17 protein-coding genes, 1 pseudogene and 1 riboswitch are annotated in these 21,617 nt (G+C 69.5%); of the genes and pseudogenes, 5 read left to right on the top strand and 13 right to left on the bottom strand.

Going from position 1 to position 21,617, the window contains the following annotated elements; translation table 11 throughout:
- Positions 1–36: 36 nt before the first annotated feature.
- From WT26_RS08405 to WT26_RS08435, 7 genes are all read right to left on the bottom strand, one after another.
- Positions 37–609: a TMEM165/GDT1 family protein gene (locus tag WT26_RS08405; RefSeq protein ID WP_069272594.1), complete on the bottom strand. Its 573-nt coding sequence runs from the start codon at positions 607–609 to the stop codon at positions 37–39.
- Positions 610–687: 78 nt separating this feature from the next.
- Positions 688–825, bottom strand: a riboswitch (yybP-ykoY riboswitch).
- 72 nt (positions 826–897) lie between these two features.
- Positions 898–2,211 (bottom strand): guanine deaminase, encoded by a 1,314-nt coding sequence (gene guaD / locus WT26_RS08410; protein ID WP_069272595.1) that lies wholly within the window; start codon positions 2,209–2,211, stop codon positions 898–900.
- A 156-nt stretch (positions 2,212–2,367) separates the two neighbouring features.
- Positions 2,368–3,393 (bottom strand): adenosine deaminase, encoded by a 1,026-nt coding sequence (locus tag WT26_RS37215; RefSeq protein ID WP_059529596.1) that lies wholly within the window; start codon positions 3,391–3,393, stop codon positions 2,368–2,370.
- A gap of 18 nt (positions 3,394–3,411) precedes the next feature.
- A complete protein-coding gene (xdhC, locus tag WT26_RS37220; RefSeq protein WP_069272596.1) occupies positions 3,412–4,416 on the bottom strand; it encodes a xanthine dehydrogenase accessory protein XdhC in 1,005 nt (334 codons plus the stop codon).
- 570 nt (positions 4,417–4,986) lie between these two features.
- Positions 4,987–5,499, bottom strand: a complete 513-nt coding sequence (locus tag WT26_RS08425) for a disulfide bond formation protein B (protein ID WP_069272597.1) — start codon at positions 5,497–5,499, stop codon at positions 4,987–4,989.
- Positions 5,500–5,637: 138 nt separating this feature from the next.
- Positions 5,638–7,014 carry an amidase gene (locus WT26_RS08430; RefSeq protein WP_059529609.1) on the bottom strand — a complete coding sequence of 459 codons (1,377 nt, stop codon included), beginning with the start codon at positions 7,012–7,014 and terminating at the stop codon, positions 5,638–5,640.
- Positions 7,015–7,020: 6 nt separating this feature from the next.
- The gene (locus tag WT26_RS08435) at positions 7,021–7,704 is read right to left on the bottom strand and encodes a GntR family transcriptional regulator (protein WP_069273714.1); all 684 of its coding nucleotides are present in this window, start codon (positions 7,702–7,704) and stop codon (positions 7,021–7,023) included.
- Positions 7,705–7,955: 251 nt separating this feature from the next.
- Here WT26_RS08435 and WT26_RS08440 point away from each other — a divergent pair, with 251 nt between their 5' ends.
- Both WT26_RS08440 and WT26_RS08445 read left to right on the top strand, forming a co-directional pair.
- Positions 7,956–9,155, top strand: a complete 1,200-nt coding sequence (locus WT26_RS08440) for a gamma-glutamyl-gamma-aminobutyrate hydrolase family protein (protein ID WP_069272598.1) — start codon at positions 7,956–7,958, stop codon at positions 9,153–9,155.
- Between the two features lie 107 nt (positions 9,156–9,262).
- Positions 9,263–9,943: a DUF2968 domain-containing protein gene (locus WT26_RS08445; RefSeq protein WP_069272599.1), complete on the top strand. Its 681-nt coding sequence runs from the start codon at positions 9,263–9,265 to the stop codon at positions 9,941–9,943.
- Between the two features lie 114 nt (positions 9,944–10,057).
- Here WT26_RS08445 and WT26_RS08450 read toward each other — a convergent pair whose 3' ends face one another.
- Entirely contained in the window at positions 10,058–10,948 is an 891-nt protein-coding gene (locus WT26_RS08450; RefSeq protein WP_069269991.1) for a hypothetical protein, read from the bottom strand.
- A 217-nt stretch (positions 10,949–11,165) separates the two neighbouring features.
- Between WT26_RS08450 and WT26_RS35475 the strand changes: the two are divergent.
- A pseudogene (locus tag WT26_RS35475) lies at positions 11,166–11,432 on the top strand (MFS transporter); the annotation flags it as partial.
- A gap of 9 nt (positions 11,433–11,441) precedes the next feature.
- Here WT26_RS35475 and WT26_RS08455 read toward each other — a convergent pair.
- On the bottom strand, positions 11,442–13,280 hold the full coding sequence (locus WT26_RS08455) for a tetratricopeptide repeat protein (protein WP_069272600.1): 1,839 nt from the start codon (positions 13,278–13,280) through the stop codon (positions 11,442–11,444).
- A 128-nt stretch (positions 13,281–13,408) separates the two neighbouring features.
- Between WT26_RS08455 and WT26_RS08460 the strand changes: the two genes are divergently transcribed.
- The gene (locus tag WT26_RS08460; protein ID WP_069272601.1) at positions 13,409–15,058 is read left to right on the top strand and encodes an FAD-dependent monooxygenase; all 1,650 of its coding nucleotides are present in this window, start codon (positions 13,409–13,411) and stop codon (positions 15,056–15,058) included.
- A 25-nt stretch (positions 15,059–15,083) separates the two neighbouring features.
- On the opposite strand, the gene WT26_RS08465 is transcribed toward WT26_RS08460, so the two are convergent.
- Genes WT26_RS08465 through WT26_RS08480 form a run of 4 tightly spaced genes read right to left on the bottom strand, consistent with a single transcriptional unit; the run spans position 15,084 to position 20,386 of the window.
- Positions 15,084–15,335 carry a formate dehydrogenase subunit delta gene (locus WT26_RS08465; protein ID WP_069272602.1) on the bottom strand — a complete coding sequence of 84 codons (252 nt, stop codon included), beginning with the start codon at positions 15,333–15,335 and terminating at the stop codon, positions 15,084–15,086.
- Between the two features lie 7 nt (positions 15,336–15,342).
- Positions 15,343–18,294: a formate dehydrogenase subunit alpha gene (gene fdhF / locus WT26_RS08470; RefSeq protein WP_069272603.1), complete on the bottom strand. Its 2,952-nt coding sequence runs from the start codon at positions 18,292–18,294 to the stop codon at positions 15,343–15,345.
- A gap of 17 nt (positions 18,295–18,311) precedes the next feature.
- Entirely contained in the window at positions 18,312–19,889 is a 1,578-nt protein-coding gene (locus WT26_RS08475; RefSeq protein WP_069272604.1) for a formate dehydrogenase beta subunit, read from the bottom strand.
- Complete coding sequence (locus WT26_RS08480) at positions 19,886–20,386, bottom strand: NAD(P)H-dependent oxidoreductase subunit E (protein ID WP_069272605.1); 501 nt, start codon at positions 20,384–20,386, stop codon at positions 19,886–19,888. Before WT26_RS08480 ends, WT26_RS08475 begins: the two co-directional genes overlap by 4 nt.
- A 131-nt stretch (positions 20,387–20,517) precedes the next feature.
- Between WT26_RS08480 and WT26_RS08485 the strand changes: the two genes are divergently transcribed.
- On the top strand, positions 20,518–21,597 hold the full coding sequence (locus tag WT26_RS08485) for a substrate-binding domain-containing protein (protein WP_069272606.1): 1,080 nt from the start codon (positions 20,518–20,520) through the stop codon (positions 21,595–21,597).
- Positions 21,598–21,617: the final 20 nt, after the last annotated feature.

Raw genomic sequence — 21,617 nt, forward strand, 5'->3', positions numbered from 1 at the left:
CGCCGCGGCCGCCGGCCGGCCGCCGCGCCGCGCGGGTCATGCCCCGACACCGAACAGCGCCAGCGCGCCGAGCACGACGAACAGCACGGCGGCGATCCCGTGCACGAGCCTGGTCGGCAGACGGTGCGCGAAGCGGTCGCCGAGCAGGATCGCGGGCACGTTCGCGAGCATCATCCCGAACGTCGTGCCGGCCACGACACCGATGTAGTCCTGGAAGCGCGCGGCCAGCGCAACGGTCGCGATCTGCGTCTTGTCGCCCATTTCGGCGAGGAAGAACGCGACGAGGGTCGCACCGAACACGCCGAGCCGCGAACGGTTGGCATTGGCCTCGTCGGCGTCGAGCTTGTCCGGCACGAGGATCCACAACCCCATCGCGATGAACGAGAACGCGAGTGCCCAGCGCATGATCGACGGCGTGACGAGCGCACCGAGCCATTCGCCGAGCGCGCCGGCGAAACCGTGGTTCACGAGCGTCGCGACGAGCACGCCGAGAATGATCGGCACCGGCTTGCGATAGCGCGCGGCCAGGACGAGGGAAAGCAATTGGGTCTTGTCGCCGATTTCAGCGAGGGCGACGGCGCCGGTGGAGATCAGGAAGGCTTGGGACACGTATGGGGTTCCGCGGGCCGGTGTTGTGCGTGCGAGCGACGATCCACGGCGCGCCGGGCCCTGATGCGGCGCACTGTGAACCATCGGTCTCGCCAGGCCAAGGTGGCTGCGCCCGCCATGGCCGCAAGGCCAAGTCTGTTGACGGACGCCTCCGTCACGATGCGCGCCGGAGGCGCGGGACATCGAGCGGAGCGGCTACTCCCCAATGAGCGGCGAATTCTAGCACGGTGCGCGCCGCGCGCAAAAGCGGTTCGGACACCGCATCGCGCGGCGCGCGCCGGCGTTCGGTCAGGCGGCGCGGCGCGCGGTGCCGCGCTCGTGCACGCAGCGGCCGGCCGCATAGGTGCGGTACACCGCGCGGTCGTCGCCGAGCAGCGCGAACGCGAACAGCAGCTCCTCGAGCGAATCCGCGCGCTTCGTGCGGCGCGCGAGCAGCGGCGTGGCCTGCGGATCGAGCACGACGAAGTCGGCCTCGGTGCGCGGCGCGAGCGTGCCGACCGTGTCGGCGAGGTCGAGCGCCTGCGCGGCGCCGGCCGTCGCGAGCCAGAACATTCGCGTCGCGGTCAGGTGGTGGCCCGACAGCCGCGCGACCTTGTGCGCTTCGTTCATCGTCTGCAGCATCGAGAACGACGTGCCGCCGCCGACGTCGGTCGCGAGCGTGACGGGTACGTCGTGTTCGCCGGCCTTGTCGAAATCGAACAGCCCGCTGCCGAGGAAGAAGTTCGACGTCGGGCAGTGCGCGACGACGGTGCGCGTCTCGGCCATCCGGCGGCGGTCCTCGTCGTCGAGGTGGATGCAGTGGCCGTATACCGCGCGCGGGCGCAGCAGCCCGTAGCGGTCGTAGATGTCGAGATAGCTGCGATGGCCGGGGAACAGCTCGGCCACCCATTTCACCTCGTCGACGTTTTCCGCGACGTGGCTCTGCACGAACACGTCCGGATGGCGGCGCGCGAGTTCGCCGCACGCCTCGAGCTGGGCCTCGGTCGACGTCGGTGCGAAACGCGGCGTGAGCGCGTACATCTGGCGGCCCTTGCCGTGCCAGCGGCCGATCAGCTCGGTGCTGTCGTCATAGCCGGATTGCGCGGTATCGCGCAGGAATTCGGGGCAGTTACGGTCCATCAGCACCTTGCCCGCGATCATCCGCAGGTCGCGGGCGTCGCTCGCCGCGAACAGCGCATCGGCCGACTGCTTGTGCACGGTGCAGTAGACGAGCGCGCTCGTCGTGCCGCAGGCGAGCAGTTCGTCGACGAAGAAGTCGGCCACCTCGCGCGCATGCTCGGGGTCGCCGAACTGGCGCTCGGTCGGGAACGTGTACTTGTCCAGCCACGGCAGCAGGCCCGGCGCCGGCGACGCGATCATGTCCGTCTGCGGATAGTGGATGTGCGTGTCGATGAAGCCGGGCACGATCAGCTTGTCGCGCAGGTCATGGACGATCGCGTCGCGCGCGAGCGTCGCGGCGAGCTGCGCGTACGGGCCGGCCGCGACGACTTTGCCGTCGTCGACGATCAGGAGGCCGTCGGTCTCGTAGTTCGCGGCCTGGCTCGATTGCGCCGGGTCGCCGTTGAAAGTCAGCAGCTGGGAACGGAAAGCGGTTTGCGTCATGACGAATGGTCCTGCGTGGAAAAAACGATCAGCGTGGTGCGAGCGGCGGCGCGGGGTGGGTTGCGACGGCCCGCGCCGCCTCGGATATCAATCGGAAAAGCGTTCCTCACGGTCGGTCGCCGTGACCGCGGCAGTCCGCATTCGTCGGTCGCCTCGTCAGGCGGCCTGCCAGTACGCGTCGAGGCGCGCGTACAGTGCGTCGCGCTGCGCCGGTTCGATGAACGACGCCTCGAAGCCGTTGCGGATCACCGCATGGACTTCGGCGTCCGTGAGTTGCAGCCCTTCGGTCGTCGCGAAGTAGTTCTCATTGACGTAGCCGCCGAAATAGGCCGGATCGTCGGAGTTGATCGTCACCGCGACACCGCGATCGAGCAGCGCCTTCAGCGTGTGCTTCGCCATGTCGTCGAACACGCACAGCTTCAGGTTCGACAGCGGGCAGACGGTCAGCGCGGTGCGCGATTTGGCGAGGCGTTCGACGAGCGCCGCGTCTTCGATGCTGCGCACGCCGTGGTCGATCCGGTCGACCTTCAGCACGTCGAGCGCTTCGTAGATGTACGCGGGCGGGCCTTCCTCGCCGGCATGCGCGACGAGCTTCAGCCCGAGCGCGCGCGCCTTGTCGAACACGCGCGCGAACTTCGTCGGCGGATGGCCGAGTTCGGACGAGTCGAGGCCCACGCCGATCAGGCGATGGCGATAGCGCTCGAACAGCGGCAGCGCGGATTCGAACGTCGCGAGCGCGTCCTCTTCGGACAGGTGGCGCAGGAAGCACAGAATCAGCCTGCTCGACAGCCCGCGCTGCTCGTAATCGGCGAGCGCGCGCTCGATGCCCGCGACGACCGTCTCGATCGGGACGCCGCGCTCGGTGTGCGTCTGCGGATCGAAGAACAGTTCGGTGTGGACGACGTTGTCGGCGAGCGCGCGTTCGCAGTACGCGGCCGTCATGTCGTAGAAATCCTGTTCGGTCAGCAGCACGCTCGCGCCTGCGTAATAGATGTCGAGGAACGACTGCAGGTCGGTGAACGCGTACGCGGCGCGCAGCGCGTCGATCGAGTCGTACGCGAGCTTCACGCCGTTGCGCTGCGCGAGCGCGAAGATCAGCTCGGGCTCGAGCGAGCCTTCGATGTGGATATGCAGCTCCGCTTTCGGCGCGCGGGCAATCTTGTCCTTGAATGTCGGGGTCATGGCGTCGTTCTTGGTCGGTCAGTAGGGGGTGGAAGCCAGTGCAGCCGCGTTCGCCTCGACGGCTTGCAGCAATTGCGCAGCCACCGAGATCGCGATCACTTCGGGTGCCTTGTCGACGATGCCTTCGACACCGATCGGGCAGCGCATCCGCGCGACCTGGGCCGGGTCGATGCCGATCGCCGCGAGGCGATGATCGAACTGCACGCGTTTGGCGTGCGAGCCGGTCATCCCGAAGTATGCATAGTCGCCGCGCCGCAGGATGCGCTCGGCCAGCACGAAATCGAATGCGTGGTCGTGCGTCATCACGACGAAGTAGGACTGCGGCGGCGCCGTGTCGACGGCGTCGGCCGGCGCAGCGGCCGCCTCGATCGCGAGGTTGCCGATGCCGGCGAGCGCGTCGGCAGGCGGGAACACCGCATCGGGCCCGTCGATCCAGCGCACGCGGCACGGCAGCGTCGCCAGTACCTTCACGAGCGCGGTGCCGATGTGCCCGGCGCCGAACAGCACGACGGGGAACGCATACGGCGCGATCGTTTCGGTCATCAGCGACACGCCGCCGGTTTCCCACAGCAGGCAGTCGGCACGCGCGGCTTCCGATTCGGGCTCGCTCAACAGCGGCGCGCCCGGCGAGGGGCCGAATGATACGCTACGCACGGTCGCGGCGCCGGCCGCGACACGCTTCGCGAGCGACATGATCCAGCCGAGATCGCCGACGTCGAGCCGCTCGAACGCGAGTACGACGGCGCCGCCGCAGCACTGGCCGAGGCTCGGGCCGAGCGCGAGCCGCTCGAGCCGGCGCGCGTGCGGCACGTGCGCGCCGTCCTTCAGCAGATGCCGCGCGATCTCGATCGCCTTCCACTCCAGATGACCGCCGCCGATCGTATGGCGGGCCGTGTCGCGCGTGACGAGCATCTTGGTGCCGGCTTCGCGCGGCGCGGAGCCGTCGGTGTGCGCGACCGTCACGAGCACGGCCGCTTCGCCGTGCGCGAGCAGTTGCTGCAGATCGCCGAGCCAGGCTTCCATCAGCGCGCTCCCGGACGGTCGGCGCAGGATGCGCGGCGCGGGCGAGGTGCGCCGCCGAATGAGCCGCTGAATGAGCCGCCAAATGCGGCGCGGACGCCATGAGGGTGACGGATGCGGATGGTTTGCGTTGTCATGATGAATCCAGTCGACATTGCGGATCGGGCGCGCGTTACGCAGGGGTGGCGAGACCGCCTGGCCTCGCGCACGTAGATCGCCATCCAGCACGCACGATAGCACTGCAAAAAGGCCGGAAGATCGTCCGGCGTTGATGCGCGCTATCAGACGGCGATCATGTCGATCATAGGCCCGTCGCGGGACGATGCGGGTCCGGCGGCCCGCAGCCGGGCCGGGACGCAGGCGTGGCGGGGCTGGGCGGGGAGCGACGGTGAAGCGGGGCGGGAGGCGGTCTGCCCGGTAAGGCGCGCCGCAAAGGGGTAGGTGTTTACGCGGGGCCGGCGAGGTGCGGCCGGCCAAGCGCGGCCGGCGAGGTGCGGCCGGCCACGCGTGGCCAGTGAGATGCGGCCGGCAGTTGCGGCCGGCCGCGGCCGCGCGCGCGGAACCGGTCGCGGCTCAGCCCGCGAGCTTGCGACGATGGCGCCAGAGGCTCGCGACGACGGCAACCAGGATCGCGGCGAAGCCGATCAGCGCCCAGCCGGGCAGCAGGATGCCGAGGATCGGCGGGTAGACGGTCTCGCACAGCCCCGCGACCTTGAACATGCCGGGGAACCACTGCGCGGGCGGCAGGCTGTCGACGATCGGCTGCAGCGTGTCGAAGCCGCAGCTGAAGCCCGGATTCATCTGGATCGACAGATGCCGGGCGGCCGTGCCGACGCCGCCGGCGGCGGCGATCGCGATCAGCAGCTCGAGCACCCAGACGACGCGCCAGTTGCGGATCCCCGCGGCCAGGAACGCGAAGATCCCGATCGCACAGAAGAAGTAGCGCTGGATGATGCACAGCGGGCAGGGGTCTTCGTTCTTCACGTACTGCAGGTAGAGCGCACCGGCCAGCAGGGCGATGCACACCCAGCCGAGCAGCATCAGCAGGCGGCGTTCGCGGCGGATTGCGAGCGTGTAGTCGTTCATTCGGCGGGGTTCCTCGTGGGTCGGTCCGGAAAACAATCGCGCGATTTTAGCGCGAACGGTCTGGCACGAAACTGACAGCGCGCGTGCGGCAACCTGCCGCACCGCGCGTCCTGTCCGCCGGCGCTCGGCTGGCTGCGCTCAGCGGATCGTGTTGAGCACGGCCTCGACCGCCTGGCCGATCGCGAGCAGCGCGTCGTCGCGATGCGGTGCGGCCGCGAGCATCAGGCCGACCGGCGCCGCGTCGCGCGGATGGCAGGGCAGCGACAGCGCGCACGCATCGAGGAAGTTGAACGCGCTCGGGTTGCGCAGGATCAGCGCATTGGTGCGCGTGAACGCGGCGTCGTCCGTTTCGAGGTCGGCGATGCGCGGCGGCACGACCGGCACCGTCGGCGCGACGAGCGCATCGAAGCGCGACCAGACCGTGTGCGCGGCTTCGTCGAGCATCGCCGTGCGCGCGGCGAGCAGGTCGAGATAGTCGGCCGCGCTCGCGGGTTCGCCCTTCAGGATCCGCGTGAGCACGCGCGGATCGTACTGGTCGCGGTGCCGGGCGAGCAGCGGGCGATGCCATGCGTAGGCCTCGATCGGCGAGAAGCCGAAGCGGTTGACGTCCGGCAGCCGGTCGAGCGCCGGGAAGCGCACTTCCGTGACGATCGCGCCGGCGGCTTCGAGATGCTTGAGCGCGGCATCGAGCGCGGCCGCGACGTCGGCATCGACACCGTCCGTCACGTAGTTCGTCAGCACGCCGAGCCGCACGCCTTCGAGCGGCCGCGCGGCCGGCACGTGCGGTTCGAGGCCCGCGAGCATCCGGTCGACGAGCGCGCAGCACGCGACCGTCAGGCCGATCGGGCCGAACGAGTCGAGCGTCGTCGACAGCGGCACGCCGCCTTGCGTCGGGATCCGGCTCGCGGTCGGCTTGAAGCCGGTGAGCCCGCACAGCGCGGCCGGAATGCGGATCGAGCCTCCGGTATCGGTGCCGAGCGCGACGGCGGCCATCCCGTCGGCGACGGACGCGGCCGCGCCGGACGACGAGCCGCCGGAAATCCGTGCGTCGCCCGGCACGTCGCGGCGGTACGGCGAGCGCGGGTGGCCGAAGTGCGGATTCAGCCCGAGCCCCGAGAACGCGAACTCGCTCATGTTGGTGCGGCCCACCAGCACCGCGCCCGCCCGCTTGAGCCGCGCGACGGCGACCGCATCGGTGCGCGCGGCCGGCGCGCCGTCGAGCACGCGCGAACCCGCGCGCGTCACCTGGCCCGCGACGTCGAACAGGTCCTTGACCGACACGGGAATGCCCGCGAGCGGCGACAGCACGGTGCCCGCGGCGCGCAGCCGGTCGTGCGCGTCGGCGGCCGCACGCGCGTTGTCGGCATCGACTTCGGTGAAGACGACCGCACCCTGGCCCGACGGATCGGCGATCCGGTCGAGCGCGGTGTCGACGAGCGCGCGGCTCGTGGTCCGGCCGGCGGCGAGGTCGGCGGCGAGCTGGGCGAGCGGGGGGAAGGGCGTGAAAGTGGTCATGGCGGCTCAGGGGCGAAGATGTTGAAGAAGCGTGGAGCGGAACGAATCGATATGGCTTTCGACGGCCGCGCGCGCGCCCGCGGCGTCGCGTGCGGACAGCCGGTCGAACAGTTCGCGATGCTCGTGCTGGACGTCGGCGAGATGATGGGGTTCGGACAGTGTGACGAACCAGAAGCGCAGCGAGCGTTCGTGCAGCGCGCGCAGGATGTCGGCGAGAACCGCATTGCGCGCGGCCGCGGCGATCGCCTGGTGGAACGCGCGGTCGAGTTCCATCATGCCCTCGACGTCGTGCGTGTCGACGCATGCCAGTCCTTCGTCGAGCAGCGCGGCCAGGCGCGCGAGGTCGTCGGGCGTCGCATGGCGCGCGGCGAGTTCCGCGCAGTGCGCTTCGTTGATGCGCCGCACGTCGATCACCGCGACGATGTCGTCGAGCGACAGCGGCTGCACCATCAATCCCTTGCGCGGCATCACGGACAGCAGCCCTTCGAGCACGAGCCGATGCACGGCCTGGTGCACCGGCGTGCGGCCGATCCCGGTGCGGGCGACGAGGTCGGCTTCGTTGAGTGCGGCGCCGGGTTTCAGGCGCATCGTGATGATGTCGCGCTGGATCAGTGCATAAGCGCGGTCGGCGAGGCTGGCGGACGAGGCCGGGGGTCGGCGGGCGTGCGGGGCGTCGATCCGCGTGTTCATGCGGGCGGCGGCGCGGCGGCCGGGCGAGGCGAGGGCATGCGGATTGTTCCGGAGCGTGGGCAATGAGCCGATATTATTGTGATATATCACTGGTGTCCAGTGCGCCGGCGGGCGGCGATTTCCGCGCGGGAAGTGACCGGACCCCTGCAACATTGATGACAAGATGTTGTCGGCTCCCCGAGCGATCGTGCGCTGAAGCATAATGAATCCTCGTCTATCCATACGCGTGAGCGACGTACCAGACCATCGTCATGAGCGAAAACACGCCTTCCTTCGCCGGCTCGGCCGGCACGTCATCTCCTTCTTCCGATCCCACCCGTCCGAATCCGGTGAACGCAGCGGCCGGCACGGCCGCCCAGGCGTCCGCGGCACAAGGCGTCGTCGATGACGTCGCCGGGGCGGGCGCTTCGCCCGTCACCGGGGCGTCCGAGCCGGGTGCGCCGGGGGCCGCGGCCGGCGGCGCCGGCGCGACGGCGAACGAACGCAAACCGGGCGCGCCGCCGCCGGGATTCGGCGCGCAGCCCGACTTCGACACGCCGCGCCCGCCGCCGGCGAGCGCGCAGAATGCGCCGCCGGCCTACCTGAAGCAGAGCGACACGCCGTGGTCGGTGTTCGGCCGGATCGTGGCCGCGCGTGCGCGCCGGCTGTTCGACCGCGCCGGCCAGCGCATCACGCAGCGCACGCTGCGCATCGGCGTGTCGGCGCGGATCTTCCATCCGGAACCGGGTGCGAAGGGGCTGCGGGGCAAGACGCTGCAGTATCTCGAGGAATCGATCGCACACTGGGTGATGTCGCGCGACGTGCTCGTGTTCATGATTCCGACCGTCGGCCACCAGGGCATGATTCACCCGAGCAACATCCGCCTGCGCGACTACGCGAAGCATCTCGACGGGCTGCTGCTGCAGGGCGGCGCCGACGTGTCGCCGCAAACCTACGCCGCGTCCGACGCCCGCCCCGAATGGCCGGGCGATCGCGTGCGCGACATGTACGAACTCGAGCTGCTGCACGAGTTCGTCGAATCCGGCAAGCCCGTCCTCGGCGTGTGCCGCGGCTGCCAGCTGATCAACGTCGCGTTCGGCGGCTCGCTGTACCAGGACATCGCCACCGACGTGCCGACCGCGAATGCGCACGTGAGCGAGCATTACGACCAGCATCGTCACGCGATCCGCTTTCCCGATTCGTCGACGCTCGCGAGCATGTTCCCCGGGCGCAGCGAAGCGATCGTCAATTCGATTCACCATCAGGCGATCCGCGATCTCGGCCGCGATCTGAACATCGAGGCCGTGTCGGCGGGCGACGGGATCATCGAAGGCATTCGTCATCGGCGTTCGCCGTTCGTCGTCGGCGTGCAGTGGCATCCCGAGTTCCATCGCGCCGGCGGCTCGGAACTGCTCGACTGCACGCCGCTGCTCGATGCGTTCCTGCGCGCGGCGCGCGAAACCCGCCTGTAAGACCGTCGAGCGTTGCAACGACGCGCCGCATCCCGATAAATTCGAGATGCGGCGTCGGCGAATTGAACGATAATCGCGAGTTCCGATTCGTTCGCCGGAGTCCGACGTTGGTTTTCCGAAATTTTTCCCCTGCACGATGCGCGACGTGGATCGTTGCGCTGGCTGCCTGCGCGCACGCCGTTGCGGCGTGGTCCGCCGACGACACGGCGCCCGTCGCCGGCACCCGCCCGGCCGTGACGAGCCTGGGCGGCGAAGCCGCACCCGCGGCAGATGGGGCCGCGCAAGGCAACGTCGCCGAGCTGACGCAGATGCTGCACGATGGCCGGATCGTCGAAATGCGCACGACGTACAACGGCAGCTACGGTACGAGCCTGATGTTCGATCCGCGCGAGATGACGTACTACGTCGCGCTGTTCCAGGACAAGCACCTGTGGCGTGTGATCCGGTCGCAGGAGAAGAGCCGCGCGGAGATGGTGTACGCGAACTTCGTTCAGCAGACCGTACAGTTGTCGGACATCGAAATCCGCCGGACCGAACTGCAGGCGCAGAAAGCGTTTCTCGAGCGTGTGATCGCATTGTCGAACAGTCGCGCGCAGCAGTTGCAGGCCGACCTGAGCGTTGCGCGTAGCCAGCAGGCCGAAGTTGCGCAACGGCAGCGTTCGGCGCAGGAGCAGGCACAGGCGCTGCAGGTCGAGAAGCGGGCCGCGCAGATGCAGTTGCGTGATCTGCAGGAGCAGGTGCGGCAACTCGAGAAGCAGACCGAGACGGGGCTGCCGGTACACAAGTAACCGCGCGCCGGCCCGGCGAAGACGCGATCCTCGCCGGGCCTGACGACAAGGACTGTCTGAACGAATCAACCCGATCGGCTTGCGCGGATCGGGTTGTTTTTTGCGGCACGCCGGTCAGTGCATGAATGCGTCCGGCGTGTCGGTCAGGCGCCGATGTGACAGCCGCGACGTCCAGTCGCCGTCGGCCGCGGCCGTTTGCGGTGCCCGCACGGCGGCGGGCTGTTCGGTTCGCAGCGCCTTTTCCAGCGCGATCAGCGTTCGCGGGTTGTCGAGATCGTCGAGCGGCACTGACATGGACGCGCGCCGAAGCGCGGAGGCTGCCGCCGGCGGTGGTGCGGGCTGGACGCGTGCGGCGACCCGGTGGTGCGCGGCGGGCATCGCGGGCTGCGCGCGCGCCGTTGCCTGCCGTTCGCTCGCACGACGAGTCCGCGGGAGCGCGGCGGCGTGCGTCACGACCGGATGTTCGGCTTTGGCGGTCATCGGCGCGGCGTCGGCAGTGATCACTGGCCTGGCCGTTGCCGTTTCGGGCGCGGCGTGGACCGAAGGCTCGGTGGCAGGTACGCGGGCAGCGGCGAGCGCGGGCTCCGGCGGCTGGGCGATGCGGCTGATGGCGGTGACGCCCGTTTGCGTGTTTCCCCGGGCCCGCGCAGGATCGAAAGCCGGTTCGTGGGCAGCGATGAGCCAGCCGATGGTGCCGAGCGCGCCGAGGGTCCAGCAGGACGCGAGCACGGCGCGCCGCGCGGGTGCGGCAGCGTCCGGATGCGAGCGAGGGTGGACCACGACGGGTTCGCGCTTCGCATTGCTCGACGGCGTCCAGTGGCAGGCGCGATGCGGAGCATCGACGTCGATGCACGTGGTCTCGGTCCGAGCGGTGTACGCGCTACCCGATCGGGCGTCCGACGTGCCGCGAAACGTCCATTCGCGCCCGAGCGGGATGCCGTCGAGCGGACGGAATCGGGGAACGGCAAGGTCGCCTTCAACGGGAACGAATGGCGATGGATTCATGGCGGCGATACGCGGTGCGGCACGGGCGTGGAGCGGATGTGGCGCTGGCGTCGAAGTAAATCCGAAATTGTGATCGCTGGGGCGCCGGCAGTCGATCGGACTGATCCGAATTTGGAGGTCGATGTTCTGACAGCCCAGGGCAATCGCACGAAACGTGTAGCGCTCTTGCCGTCTATCACCACGACTTCATCACCCAGCGCCGGGCGGAGCCCTCGCAGTCTGGCTGCCGCTGTCGGACAGCATCGGCCGCCGCCCGGTACTGATCGCGGTCACGCTGCTCATGCTCGTGACCACCTATCCGGCCGTTCAGTGTCTGGTCGCGCAGCCGTCGTTCCTGCGACTGCTCGCGGTCGAGCTGCGGCTATCGTTCCTTTATGCATCAAGCAACGGCGCGATGCCGGCCGACGTGCGCACGGCCGGTTTCTCGCTGGCATACAGCCTGGCGACGACGATCGGCGGATTCACGCCCGCGATCTCGACACTGCCGATGGGCTCAGGCAGTGCGCAGCATGCCGGCGACTGCGGTCGCCACGTCGAGCCATTGCCCCGGCGCGGGCTGGCGGGCGAGCCTGGCCTGCGGGTACCACGGGCAGTCGTTGCCGGTGAACCAGCGCCAGTCGGGCGCGAACGGCAGCATGACCCACAGTGGCTTGCCGAGCGCGCCGGCGAGGTGCGCGACCGCCGTATCGATCGTGACGACGCCATCGAGCCGCCCGATCAGCGCGGCCGTCGCGGCGAAGTCGGTCAGCCGGTCGCCGAACGGGTGGACGCGCGGATGCGCGTCGACGCGCGCGCGGTCGTCTTCGTCGAGTGCGGGTTGCAGCACGATCCAGTCGATATCCGGCAGCGCGAGCAGCGGCGCGAGCGCGTCGAGCGGCATCGAGCGATTGTCCCGTGCGTGGCGCCGCCCGGACCAGACGATGCCGAACTTGCGTCGTTGCTGCCCGCCGAGCGAGCCGCGAAAGCGCCGGCCGGCGCCGTCGGGGGCGTCGAGGTAGCGCGTGCCGGACAGGATGTCCTCCGCCTGGAGCCCGAGCAGGAACGGCAAGCTCATCAGCGTGCAGGCGACGTCCGCGGCAGGCGGTTTCGCGGCGCCCTGTGCGACGAGGGTCACGCGCCAGCGCGCTGCCGTCGGCGCCAGCAGCGTAACGAGTTCCGGCTGGACTTCGAGCACGACGCGCGCGCAGCGCGCGCGGGCGAGCGGCACGAAGCGGACGAACTGCAGCGTATCGCCGAAGCCCTGTTCCGCGCGGATCAGCAGCGTGCGCGACGCGATCGGTTCGCCTTGCCAGCGCGGCAGCGTGCCGAGCGGCGTCGCGCCCGGCGTGTCGTGGCGCGCTTCATAGGCGGGCAGGCCGCGCGTGAAGTCGCCGAGCGTCAGCAGCGTGACCGCGCGGTGCAGCCGTGCCAGCGTGAGATCGGGGGCGACACGCAGCGCCTGGTCGAACGCGCGCAGCGCCATCTCGTGCGCACCGAGCGCGTGATGTGCGTTGCCGAGGTTCAGCCAGGCCAGGCTGAACGACGGATCGAGACCGACCGCACGCTCGTAGAAGGGCAGCGCGTCGCGGTGGCGTGCCTGTGCGCTCAGTGCGTTCGCGAGCCCGAACAGCGCGAGCGGAAACGGCGGATGCAGCTCGAGCGCGGCTTCGAACGCGGCGGCCGCCTCGGCATGCCGGCCGACCGCGTCGAGGGTGTTGCCGAGATTGAAATGCGCGGCGACGAAGCGCGGCTGCGCGGCGATAGCGGCCTGGAAGTGCGCGATCGCGTCGTCGGCGCGGCCCATCGCGTTCAGCGCCATCGCGAGGTTGTTGTGCGCGCCCGCATGCCCGGGCCGCAACTCGAGCGCGCGATGGAACGCGGCGAGCGCGTCGTCGTGGCGGCCGAGCGCGTTCAGCGCGTTGCCGAGATTGTTGTGGATCGATGCATCGTCGGGCGTGAGCCGCAGCGCGCGGCCGAATGCATCGATCGCATCGTCGTGGCGCTGCAGCGCCGCATACGCGTTGCCGAGGTTGTAGTGCGCGAGCGGAAATTCGGGCGCGAGCGTCAGCGCGTTGCGAAAGCGGTCGACCGCTTCGTCGAGCCGGCCGAGCGCCTTCAGCGCGTTGCCGAGATTGAGCTGCAGTGCGGCATCGTCCGGACGCAGCGCGACGGCGCGGCCGACGAGGTCGGCCGCCTCGGCGTGCTGGCCCTGCTGGTGCCGCAGCACGCCGAACAGATGCAGCGCGTCGGCGTTGGCGGGATTGGAGGCGAGCGCGTTGCGATAGCCGTGCTCGGCCTCGGCGAGGCGGCCCGCGCGGTGTGCGGCATACGCTCGGTCGAATGCGGTATCCATGACGCGAAAACTGGCGGGAAACGCGCATTGTCCCATACCCGGCCAGGGGCCCCGGTCGGCCGTCCGGCATATGGCCCCGTCACGTGGAGCGGCGTAGACTTGCAGGATCGCGTGTCATCGAGGTTCTCATGGCTGACACACTGCCCGATATCCGGCCCGTGCTGATCGTCGGTGCGGGGCCGACCGGACTTGCCGCGGCGATGAGCCTCGCGCGAGCCCGCGTGCCGGTGCGCGTGATCGACCAGGCGGCCGAGCCATCGCCGTGTTCGCGCGCGATCGGCATCCAGGCGCGCACGCTCGAACTGCTGGAGCAGCATCGCGCGGTCGAACCGTTTCTCGCGCTCGGCCATCGTGCGCATGCAGCCGCGCTCCATGCCGACGGCCGCGTGATCGCGCGGCTCGATTTCGATCCGCTGCACACGCGCTATCCGTACCTGCTGTTTCTCGACCAGACCGTCACCGAGCGCCTGCTCGCCGAGCACCTGGCCCGGCTCGGCGTGACGGTCGAGCGCGGCGCGACGCTGACCGCGTGCGATGCGGGCGGCGCGTCGCTCGACGTGTCGATCCGCGATGCGCGCGGCGCGCAGGAGCGGCTCGCGCCGTCGTACCTGATCGCCGCCGACGGCGCGCACAGCACGGTCAGGCATCTGCTCGGCCTGGGCTTCACCGGGCAGGCGTTCGAGCAGACGTTCCTGCTCGCCGATTTCGCGGCGATACCCGACTGGCCGGACGAAGAGATCCACCTGTTCACGACGCCCGAAGGCATGGCCGGCCTGTTTCCGATGGGCGGCGGCCGCTACCGGCTCGTGGCCGACCGGCCGCGGGAGAACGGCGCGCTGTCCGACGAGCGCGGGCCGTCGCTTGCACAATGCCAGGAGATCGTCCGTGCGCGCATGGGGACGCCGATCGTCCTGAGCGACCTGACGTGGTCGTCCTATTTTCACCTGCACAGCCGGATGGTCGACCGGCTGCGCCACGGCCGCGTGTTCTTCGCGGGCGACGCCGCGCACGTCCACAGCCCGGCCGGCGCGCAGGGCATGAACACCGGCATCCAGGAAGCGTTCAATCTTGGCTGGAAGCTCGCGCGCGTGCTCGGCGCGGGCACGCCCGAGCGGCTTCTCGACACGTATCACGTGGAACGTCATCCGATCGAGCGCGACGTGTTGCGGCAGACCGGTTTCGTCACGCAGGTCGTCGAAGCCGAGCGCGGCGCGATGAAGCTGCTGCGCGATCATGTCGTGCCGCTGCTGGCGTCGTTCGGGCCGATGCGCGACGCGGTGCGGCGTACGGTCAGCGAGCTCGGCGTGCAGTACCGGAAGAGCCCGCTTACGCTGGAGCGCGTGCTCGACGGCGGGCCGCGCGCAGGTGAGCGGGCGCCCGATGCGTACGTGCGCGTGCTCGACGGGCCGCTCGGTCAGGCGCCCGGCACGGCGCGGCTTTATGACCTGCACGATCCGGCGAGCTTCACGTTGCTGCTGCTGGAAGAGCCGCCCCAGGAGGGCGGGGCGGGCGCGCCGCCGCCCGCTGCCGAGGCCGCGCAAGCGCTTGCGCAGTCGCTCGAACGGATCATGCCGGACGCGGTGCGCGTCTGGCGCGTCACCGATGCCGAAGGCGACGGCGCGGCAGGGCTGGCCGACGCCTACGGCCGGTCTCGTCCGTCGTTCTACCTGGTGCGGCCCGACGGCTATATCGCAGCGCGCGGCCGGCTCGCGTCCGACACGAACGCGCTGCTGCGCCACTGCGAAAGCTGGTTCGCGGGCATGTCGCGGCCCGCGTAGCGGCGGCGATACGCCGGTCGGGCGTTCAGACGGGCGCGTCGGCAGGCGTCAGCGTGTCGCGATAGGCGGCGATCGCGTCGCGCACGATCGGCGCCGCGCGTTGCGCGGCCTCGCCTGTCGGATCGTCGAGCGCCGCGAGAAGCGCGCGGCGCATCCGCGGCTCCCAGAAGCGCCGGATATGGTCGGCGATGCCGGCCAGCGCTTCGTCGCGATCGGGCATCGATTCGAAGAATGCGCCGATCTGGTTGGCCATGTCGATCAGGTGTCCGTTGTCCATCGCTTCCTCACTTGCCCGTGGTCATGCCGGCGGGCGCGGCTGCACGGCGCTCGAGCAGGTCGAGCTGCTCCGCGTTGAAGCGCGCATACGCTTGCTGCCAGTCGGACGGCTGCGCGACGGGCAGCACCTGGACGGCCGTCACCTTGTACTCGGGGCAGTTCGTCGCCCAGTCCGAGCTGTCCGTCGTGATCACGTTCGCACCCGATTCGGGGAAGTGGAACGTCGTATAGACGACGCCCGGCTGCATGCGTTCGGTCACGAGCGCGCGCAGTACCGTCTGCCCCGCGCGCGACTCGATGCCGACCCAGTCGCCGCTGCGGATCCCGCGATCCTGCGCGTCGTGCGGATGGATCTCGAGGCGATCCTCCTCGTGCCAGCGGACGTTCTCGGTGCGGCGCGTCTGCGCGCCGACGTTGTATTGCGACAGGATGCGACCCGTCGTCAGGATCAGCGGATAACGCTGCGTGACCTTCTCCGGCGACGCGATGAACTGCGTGATCACGAACTTGCCCTTGCCGCGCACGAATGCGTCGACGTGCATCGTCGGCGTGCCTTCCGGTGCATGCTCGTTGCACGGCCACTGGATGCTGCCGAGCGCGTCGAGCTTCGCGTACGACACGCCCGAGAACGTCGGCGTGAGTCGCGCGATCTCGTCCATGATTTCCGACGGATGCGCATAGTCCATCTCGTAGCCGAGCGCGCGCGACAGCATCAGGGTGACTTCCCAGTCCGCGTAGCCCGCGAGCGGCGGCATCACCTTGCGCACGCGCGAGATGCGGCGTTCCGCGTTCGTGAACGTGCCGTCCTTCTCGAGGAACGACGAGCCGGGCAGCAGCACGTGCGCGTATTTCGCGGTCTCGTTCAGGAAGATGTCCTGCACGACGATGCATTCCATGGCCGACAGCGCGGCCGCGACGTGCTGCGTATTCGGGTCCGACTGGACGATGTCCTCGCCCTGGCAGTAGAGGCCCTTGAAGCTGCCGTCGAGCGCCGCGTCGAACATGTTCGGGATGCGCAGCCCCGGTTCGGGTTGCAGCGTGGCCGACCACGCCTGTTCGAACTGCGTGCGCACGATCGTGTCGCTGATGTGCCGGTAGCCGGGCAGCTCGTGCGGGAACGAGCCCATGTCGCACGAGCCCTGCACGTTGTTCTGGCCGCGCAGCGGATTGACGCCGACGCCTTCGCGGCCGACGTTGCCGGTCGCCATCGCGAGGTTCGCGATGCCCATCACCGTCGTCGAGCCCTGCGCGTGCTCGGTCACGCCCAGCCCGTAGTAGATCGCGGCATTGCCGCCCGTCGCATAGAGGCGCGCGGCTTCACGGACCCGTTCCGCCGGCACGCCCGTCACGTCGGCGGTCGCCTCGGGCGAGTTGTCGGCACGCGATACGAATTCGCGCCACTGCTCGAATGCGCGCGTCTCGCAGCGCTCCGCGATGAACGCATCGGCGACGAGCCCTTCGGTGACGATCACGTGCGCGAGCGCGTTGACGATCGCGACGTTGGTGCCGGGGCGCAGTTGCAGATGATGGGTGGCCTTCACGTGCGGGCCGTCGACGACGTCGATGCGGCGCGGGTCGATCACGATCAGCTTCGCCCCCTCGCGCACGCGCCGCTTCAGCCGCGAGCCGAACACCGGGTGACCGTCGGTCGGGTTCGCGCCCATCACGACGATCACGTCGGCCTGGCCGACCGACGCGAACGTCTGCGTGCCGGCCGATTCGCCGAGCGTCGTCTTGAGGCCGTAGCCCGTCGGCGAGTGGCACACGCGTGCGCAGGTGTCGACGTTGTTGTTGCCGAATGCGGCGCGCACCAGTTTCTGCACGAGGTAGGTTTCCTCGTTCGTGCAGCGCGACGACGTGATGCCGCCGATCGAGTCGCGGCCGTACTTCTGCTGCAGCTTGCGGAATTGCGTTGCTGCGTAGGTGAGCGCTTCGTCCCAGCTGACTTCGCGCCACGGGTCGGTGATCTTCTCGCGGATCATCGGTTTCGTGATGCGGTCCTTGTGCGTCGCGTAGCCCCACGCGAAGCGTCCCTTCACGCACGCATGGCCTTCGTTCGCGAGGCCGTTCTTGTGCGGCGTCATGCGCACGACCTGCGTGCCCTTCATTTCGGCCTTGAACGAGCACCCGACGCCGCAGTACGCGCAGGTCGTGACGACGGAGTGTTCCGCCTGCCCGAGCTGCACGACCGATTTTTCCTGCAGCGTGGCCGTCGGGCATGCGGCGACGCATGCGCCGCACGATACGCATTCCGACGCCATGAACGATTCGCTTTCGCCGGCGGCGACGCGCGATTCGAAGCCGCGCGCGGCGATCGTCAGCGCGAACGTGCCTTGCGTTTCCTCGCAGGCGCGCACGCAGCGGTTGCAGACGATGCACTTCGACGGGTCGTACGTGAAGTACGGATTCGACTCGTCCTTCGTGTCGCGCAAGTGATTCGCCCCGTCGAAACCGTAGCGCACTTCGCGCAGCCCGACGACGCCCGCCATGTCCTGCAACTCGCAGTCGCCGTTGGCGGGGCAAGTGAGGCAGTCGAGCGGATGGTCGGAGATGTACAGCTCCATCACGTTGCGGCGCAGCGACTGCAGCCGGTCCGACTGCGTGCGCACCTTCATGCCCGCTTCGGCAGGCGTCGTGCACGAGGCGGGATAACCGCGCCGGCCTTCGATCTCGACGAGGCACAGCCGGCACGAGCCGAACGGTTCGAGCGAATCGGACGCACAGAGCTTCGGGACGTTGACGCCGGCTTCGATCGCCGCGCGCATCACCGACGTGCCGGCCGGCACGGTGACCGGCTGGCCGTCGATTTCGAGCGTGACGTCGGTATCGGCATGCCGTTGCGGCGTGCCGTAGTCGGTGTCGTCGAACGGGTCGCGGGCACGCGCTTGCGCGGCGCTCTTGCACGCGCATTGGCCCGAGCCGCAGCCGCCTGGGCGGACGTTGTTCGTGTCGAGGGACATGCAGGGCTCCTTCTGGGTCAGGCCGCAGCCTTGACCGGACCCGACGCGGCATCCTTGCCGGCGGCGAGCCCGAAATCTTCGGGGAAATGGTCGAGCGCGGACAGCACCGGGTAGGGTGTCATGCCGCCCATTGCGCACAGCGAACCGGCCAGCATCGTGTCGCACAGGTCGCGCAGCAGCGTGACCTGCCGTTCCGACGTGTCGCCGTGGCGGATGCGCGCGATCGTCTCGACGCCACGCGTCGAACCGATCCGGCACGGCGTGCACTTGCCGCACGACTCGATCGCGCAGAACTTCATCGCGTATTCGGCCAGCTCGGCGAGGTTCGACGTATCGTCGTGAAGCACGATGCCGCCGTGCCCGACTACCGCGCCGATCGCCGTGTACGCTTCGTAGTCGAGCGGCACGTCCCACTGGTGGTCGGGCAGGTAGGTGCCGAGCGGGCCGCCGACCTGGGCGGCCCGTGCGGGCCGGCCGCTTGCCGTGCCGCCGCCAAAGTCGAACAGCAGCTCGCGCAGCGTGACGCCGAACGCGAGTTCGACGAGGCCGCCGTGGCGGATGTTGCCCGCGAGCTGGAACGGCAACGTACCGCGTGAGCGGCCCATTCCGTAGTCGCGATAGAACGCGGCGCCGCGCGAGAAGATCACGGGCGCCGTCGCGAGCGTGATCACGTTGTTGATGACGGTCGGCTGGCCGTACAGGCCCGCGAGCGCGGGCAGCGGCGGTTTCGCCCGCACGACGCCGCGCTTGCCTTCGAGCGATTCGAGCAGCGCCGTTTCCTCGCCGCACACGTACGAGCCCGCGCCTTTCGCGACGTGCAGCTCGAACGCATGCGCGGAGCCGAGCACGTGCTCGCCGAGCCAGCCGGCTGCGCGTGCACGGACGATCGCGGCTTCGAGCGTGGCGATCGCATGCGGGTATTCGCTGCGCACGTAGATGTAGCCGACCGTCGCGCCTGTCGCGATGCCCGCGATGATCATCCCTTCGATCAGGCAGTACGGATCGCATTCCATGAGCAGGCGGTCGGAGAACGTGCCCGAATCGCCTTCGTCCGCGTTGCAGACGATGTACTTCTGCGCAGCGCGCGCGTTCCGTACGGTGCGCCACTTGATACCGGCCGGGAACGCCGCGCCGCCGCGGCCGCGCAGCCCCGATTCGATCAGTGTCTCGCACGCGGCGTCGCCGTCGAGCGCGAGCGCGTTCTTCAGGCCGGCGAGGCCTTCGTGTTGCAGGTAGTCGTCGATCGACAGCGGATCGGTCAGGCCGATGCGTGCGAAGGTGAGGCGTTGCTGGCGCGCGAGATAGGGCAATGCGTCGACGAGGCCGACACCGCTCGCATGCGTGCCGCCCTCGAGCCAGTTTGCGTCGAACAGCGCCGGCACGTCGGCGGCTGACAGGTTTGCATACCCGACGCGGCCGGCGGCCGTGCCGACCTCGACGAGCGGCTCGAGCCACAGCAGCCCGCGCGAACCGTTGCGGACCAGCTCGACGGCGACGCCGCGCCGTTGTGCTTCCGCCGTGATGGCGGCGGCGAGCGCGTCGGCGCCGAGTGCCAGTGCGGACGAATCGCGCGGAACGTAGATGCGGGTCGTCATGCGGCCTCCGGGGTGTGGGCGACCGCCTCGGCAAGCAGCGCGTCGAATTTCTCCGGCGTGACCTTGGCATGCAGCACGCCGTTGACCGTCAGCGACGGCGATTGCGCGCACAGTCCGAGGCAGTAGACCGACTCGAGCGCGACGTCACCGGGCGCATGCGCGTCCGCGACATCGCCGTGCGCCGCGTCGAACCGGCAACCCGTGCGGGCCTCCGCATGCGCGGCCAGCGCCTCGCAGCCCATGCTGCGGCACGCTTCGGCACGGCACATCCGGATCGTCACGCGGGCGGGCGGCGCGGTGCGAAAGTGGTGGTAGTAAGTCAGTACGCCGTGCACTTCCGCGCGCGACAGATTGAGCGCCCTGGCAAGCGGTGCGACGCAGCCCGGCGGCACGTAACCCGCGTCGTCCTGGATCGCGTGCAGGATCGCCACGAGCGACCGGCCGGCGCGGGCATGGCGCTCGACGAGCGCGTCGGGCGCTTGGGAATTCGGGGACATCGGTTGTGCTCCTCCAAAGTCTCATATGCGCCGGTGATTCATATATTGCGCATGCAGACTTCGTTCTGTTGGATTTGGTTCAACGATAAGCGGAACATTGAGTGGTCGCAATAGGAAGTCACGGTGCATAAATGATTCGAGTCGAATGCGACGCAAATCTGATCGTGCGCGACAGCGAGGGGCGCAAGGCGAGCCTGTCGGATGTCGCGCCGTTGCTGGAACTCGTGGCCGACACGGGCAGCATCGCGCAGGCCGCGCATGCGAAAGGGCTGTCCTACCGGCACGCGTGGGGCATGCTGCGCGCGCTGGAGGCGTGCATCGGCGGGGAACTGATCGAAACCGCGCGCGGCAAGGGCTCGACGCTGTCGGCACTCGGGCAGGCGGTCGTCGATGCGCAGCGCCTCGCGCGCAGCCGGCTCGACGGTAACCTGCGAACGCTGGCGGCCGAGGTGGCGAGCGACCTGAACCGGCGGCTCGTGCAGCGCGACGGCGCCGTGCGAATTCACGCGTCGCACGGCTACGCGGTCGCGACGCTCGTGTCCGCGCTCGTCGATGCGCAGGCGGCTGTCGACATCAAGTATCGCGAGAGCGTCGAGGCCGTGCAGGCGCTTGCCCGCGGCGAGTGCGACCTGGCGGGCTTCCATCTGCCGCGCGGAGCGTTCCGCGCGCAGTGCGCGCAGATCTACCGGCCGTGGCTCGACGATACGCGCCATGTGCTGATCCACCTGACACGGCGCCAGCAGGGGCTGTTCGTCCCGCGCGGCAACCCGAAACAGGTTCGCGGGCTCGCGGATCTCGCGCGCAATGACATCCGCTTCGTCAATCGCCAGCCGGGGTCGGGCACGCGCATGCTGCTGGATCTCGCGCTGCGCGCGATCGGCATCGACCCCGAGCGCATCGACGGCTACGCGTCGGCGGAGCTCACGCATTCGGCGATCGCAGCGTTCGTCGCGAGCGGGATGGCCGATCTCGGCTTCGGCGTCGAGCCTGCCGCCCATCATTTCGGGCTCGATTTCATTCCGGTCGTCGACGAAGACTATTACTTCGCATGCGAACGCGCTCGGCTCGACGCGCGGCCGCTTGCCGGCGTCCTGGCGCTGCTGCGCGACGCGCGCTTCGTCGAGCGCGTCGCACATCTCGACGGCTACGATCCGGCTGCGTGCGGAACGTTGACGAGCATCCCGACGGGGCTGGCCGGCACGGACGCGTAGATGGCGCGCAGCGACAACGC

The sequence above is a fragment of the Burkholderia cepacia genome, assembly GCF_001718835.1.
Classification (GTDB): domain Bacteria; phylum Pseudomonadota; class Gammaproteobacteria; order Burkholderiales; family Burkholderiaceae; genus Burkholderia; species Burkholderia cepacia_F.

Bases quoted from the DNA above. Each gene is read 5' to 3' on its own strand.
- guaD (WP_069272595.1), bottom strand. From the start codon at position 2,211: ATGACGCAAACCGCTTTCCGTTCCCAGCTGCTGACTTTCAACGGCGAC.
- WT26_RS37215 (WP_059529596.1), bottom strand. From the start codon at position 3,393: ATGACCCCGACATTCAAGGACAAGATTGCCCGCGCGCCGAAAGCGGAG.
- xdhC (WP_069272596.1), bottom strand. From the start codon at position 4,416: ATGGAAGCCTGGCTCGGCGATCTGCAGCAACTGCTCGCGCACGGCGAA.
- WT26_RS08425 (WP_069272597.1), bottom strand. From the start codon at position 5,499: ATGAACGACTACACGCTCGCAATCCGCCGCGAACGCCGCCTGCTGATG.
- WT26_RS08430 (WP_059529609.1), bottom strand. From the start codon at position 7,014: ATGACCACTTTCACGCCCTTCCCCCCGCTCGCCCAGCTCGCCGCCGAC.
- WT26_RS08435 (WP_069273714.1), bottom strand. From the start codon at position 7,704: ATGAACACGCGGATCGACGCCCCGCACGCCCGCCGACCCCCGGCCTCG.
- WT26_RS08440 (WP_069272598.1), top strand. From the start codon at position 7,956: ATGAGCGAAAACACGCCTTCCTTCGCCGGCTCGGCCGGCACGTCATCT.
- WT26_RS08450 (WP_069269991.1), bottom strand. From the start codon at position 10,948: ATGAATCCATCGCCATTCGTTCCCGTTGAAGGCGACCTTGCCGTTCCC.
- WT26_RS08455 (WP_069272600.1), bottom strand. From the start codon at position 13,280: ATGGATACCGCATTCGACCGAGCGTATGCCGCACACCGCGCGGGCCGC.
- WT26_RS08460 (WP_069272601.1), top strand. From the start codon at position 13,409: ATGGCTGACACACTGCCCGATATCCGGCCCGTGCTGATCGTCGGTGCG.
- WT26_RS08465 (WP_069272602.1), bottom strand. From the start codon at position 15,335: ATGGACAACGGACACCTGATCGACATGGCCAACCAGATCGGCGCATTC.
- fdhF (WP_069272603.1), bottom strand. From the start codon at position 18,294: ATGTCCCTCGACACGAACAACGTCCGCCCAGGCGGCTGCGGCTCGGGC.
- WT26_RS08475 (WP_069272604.1), bottom strand. From the start codon at position 19,889: ATGACGACCCGCATCTACGTTCCGCGCGATTCGTCCGCACTGGCACTC.
- WT26_RS08480 (WP_069272605.1), bottom strand. From the start codon at position 20,386: ATGTCCCCGAATTCCCAAGCGCCCGACGCGCTCGTCGAGCGCCATGCC.
- WT26_RS08485 (WP_069272606.1), top strand. From the start codon at position 20,518: ATGATTCGAGTCGAATGCGACGCAAATCTGATCGTGCGCGACAGCGAG.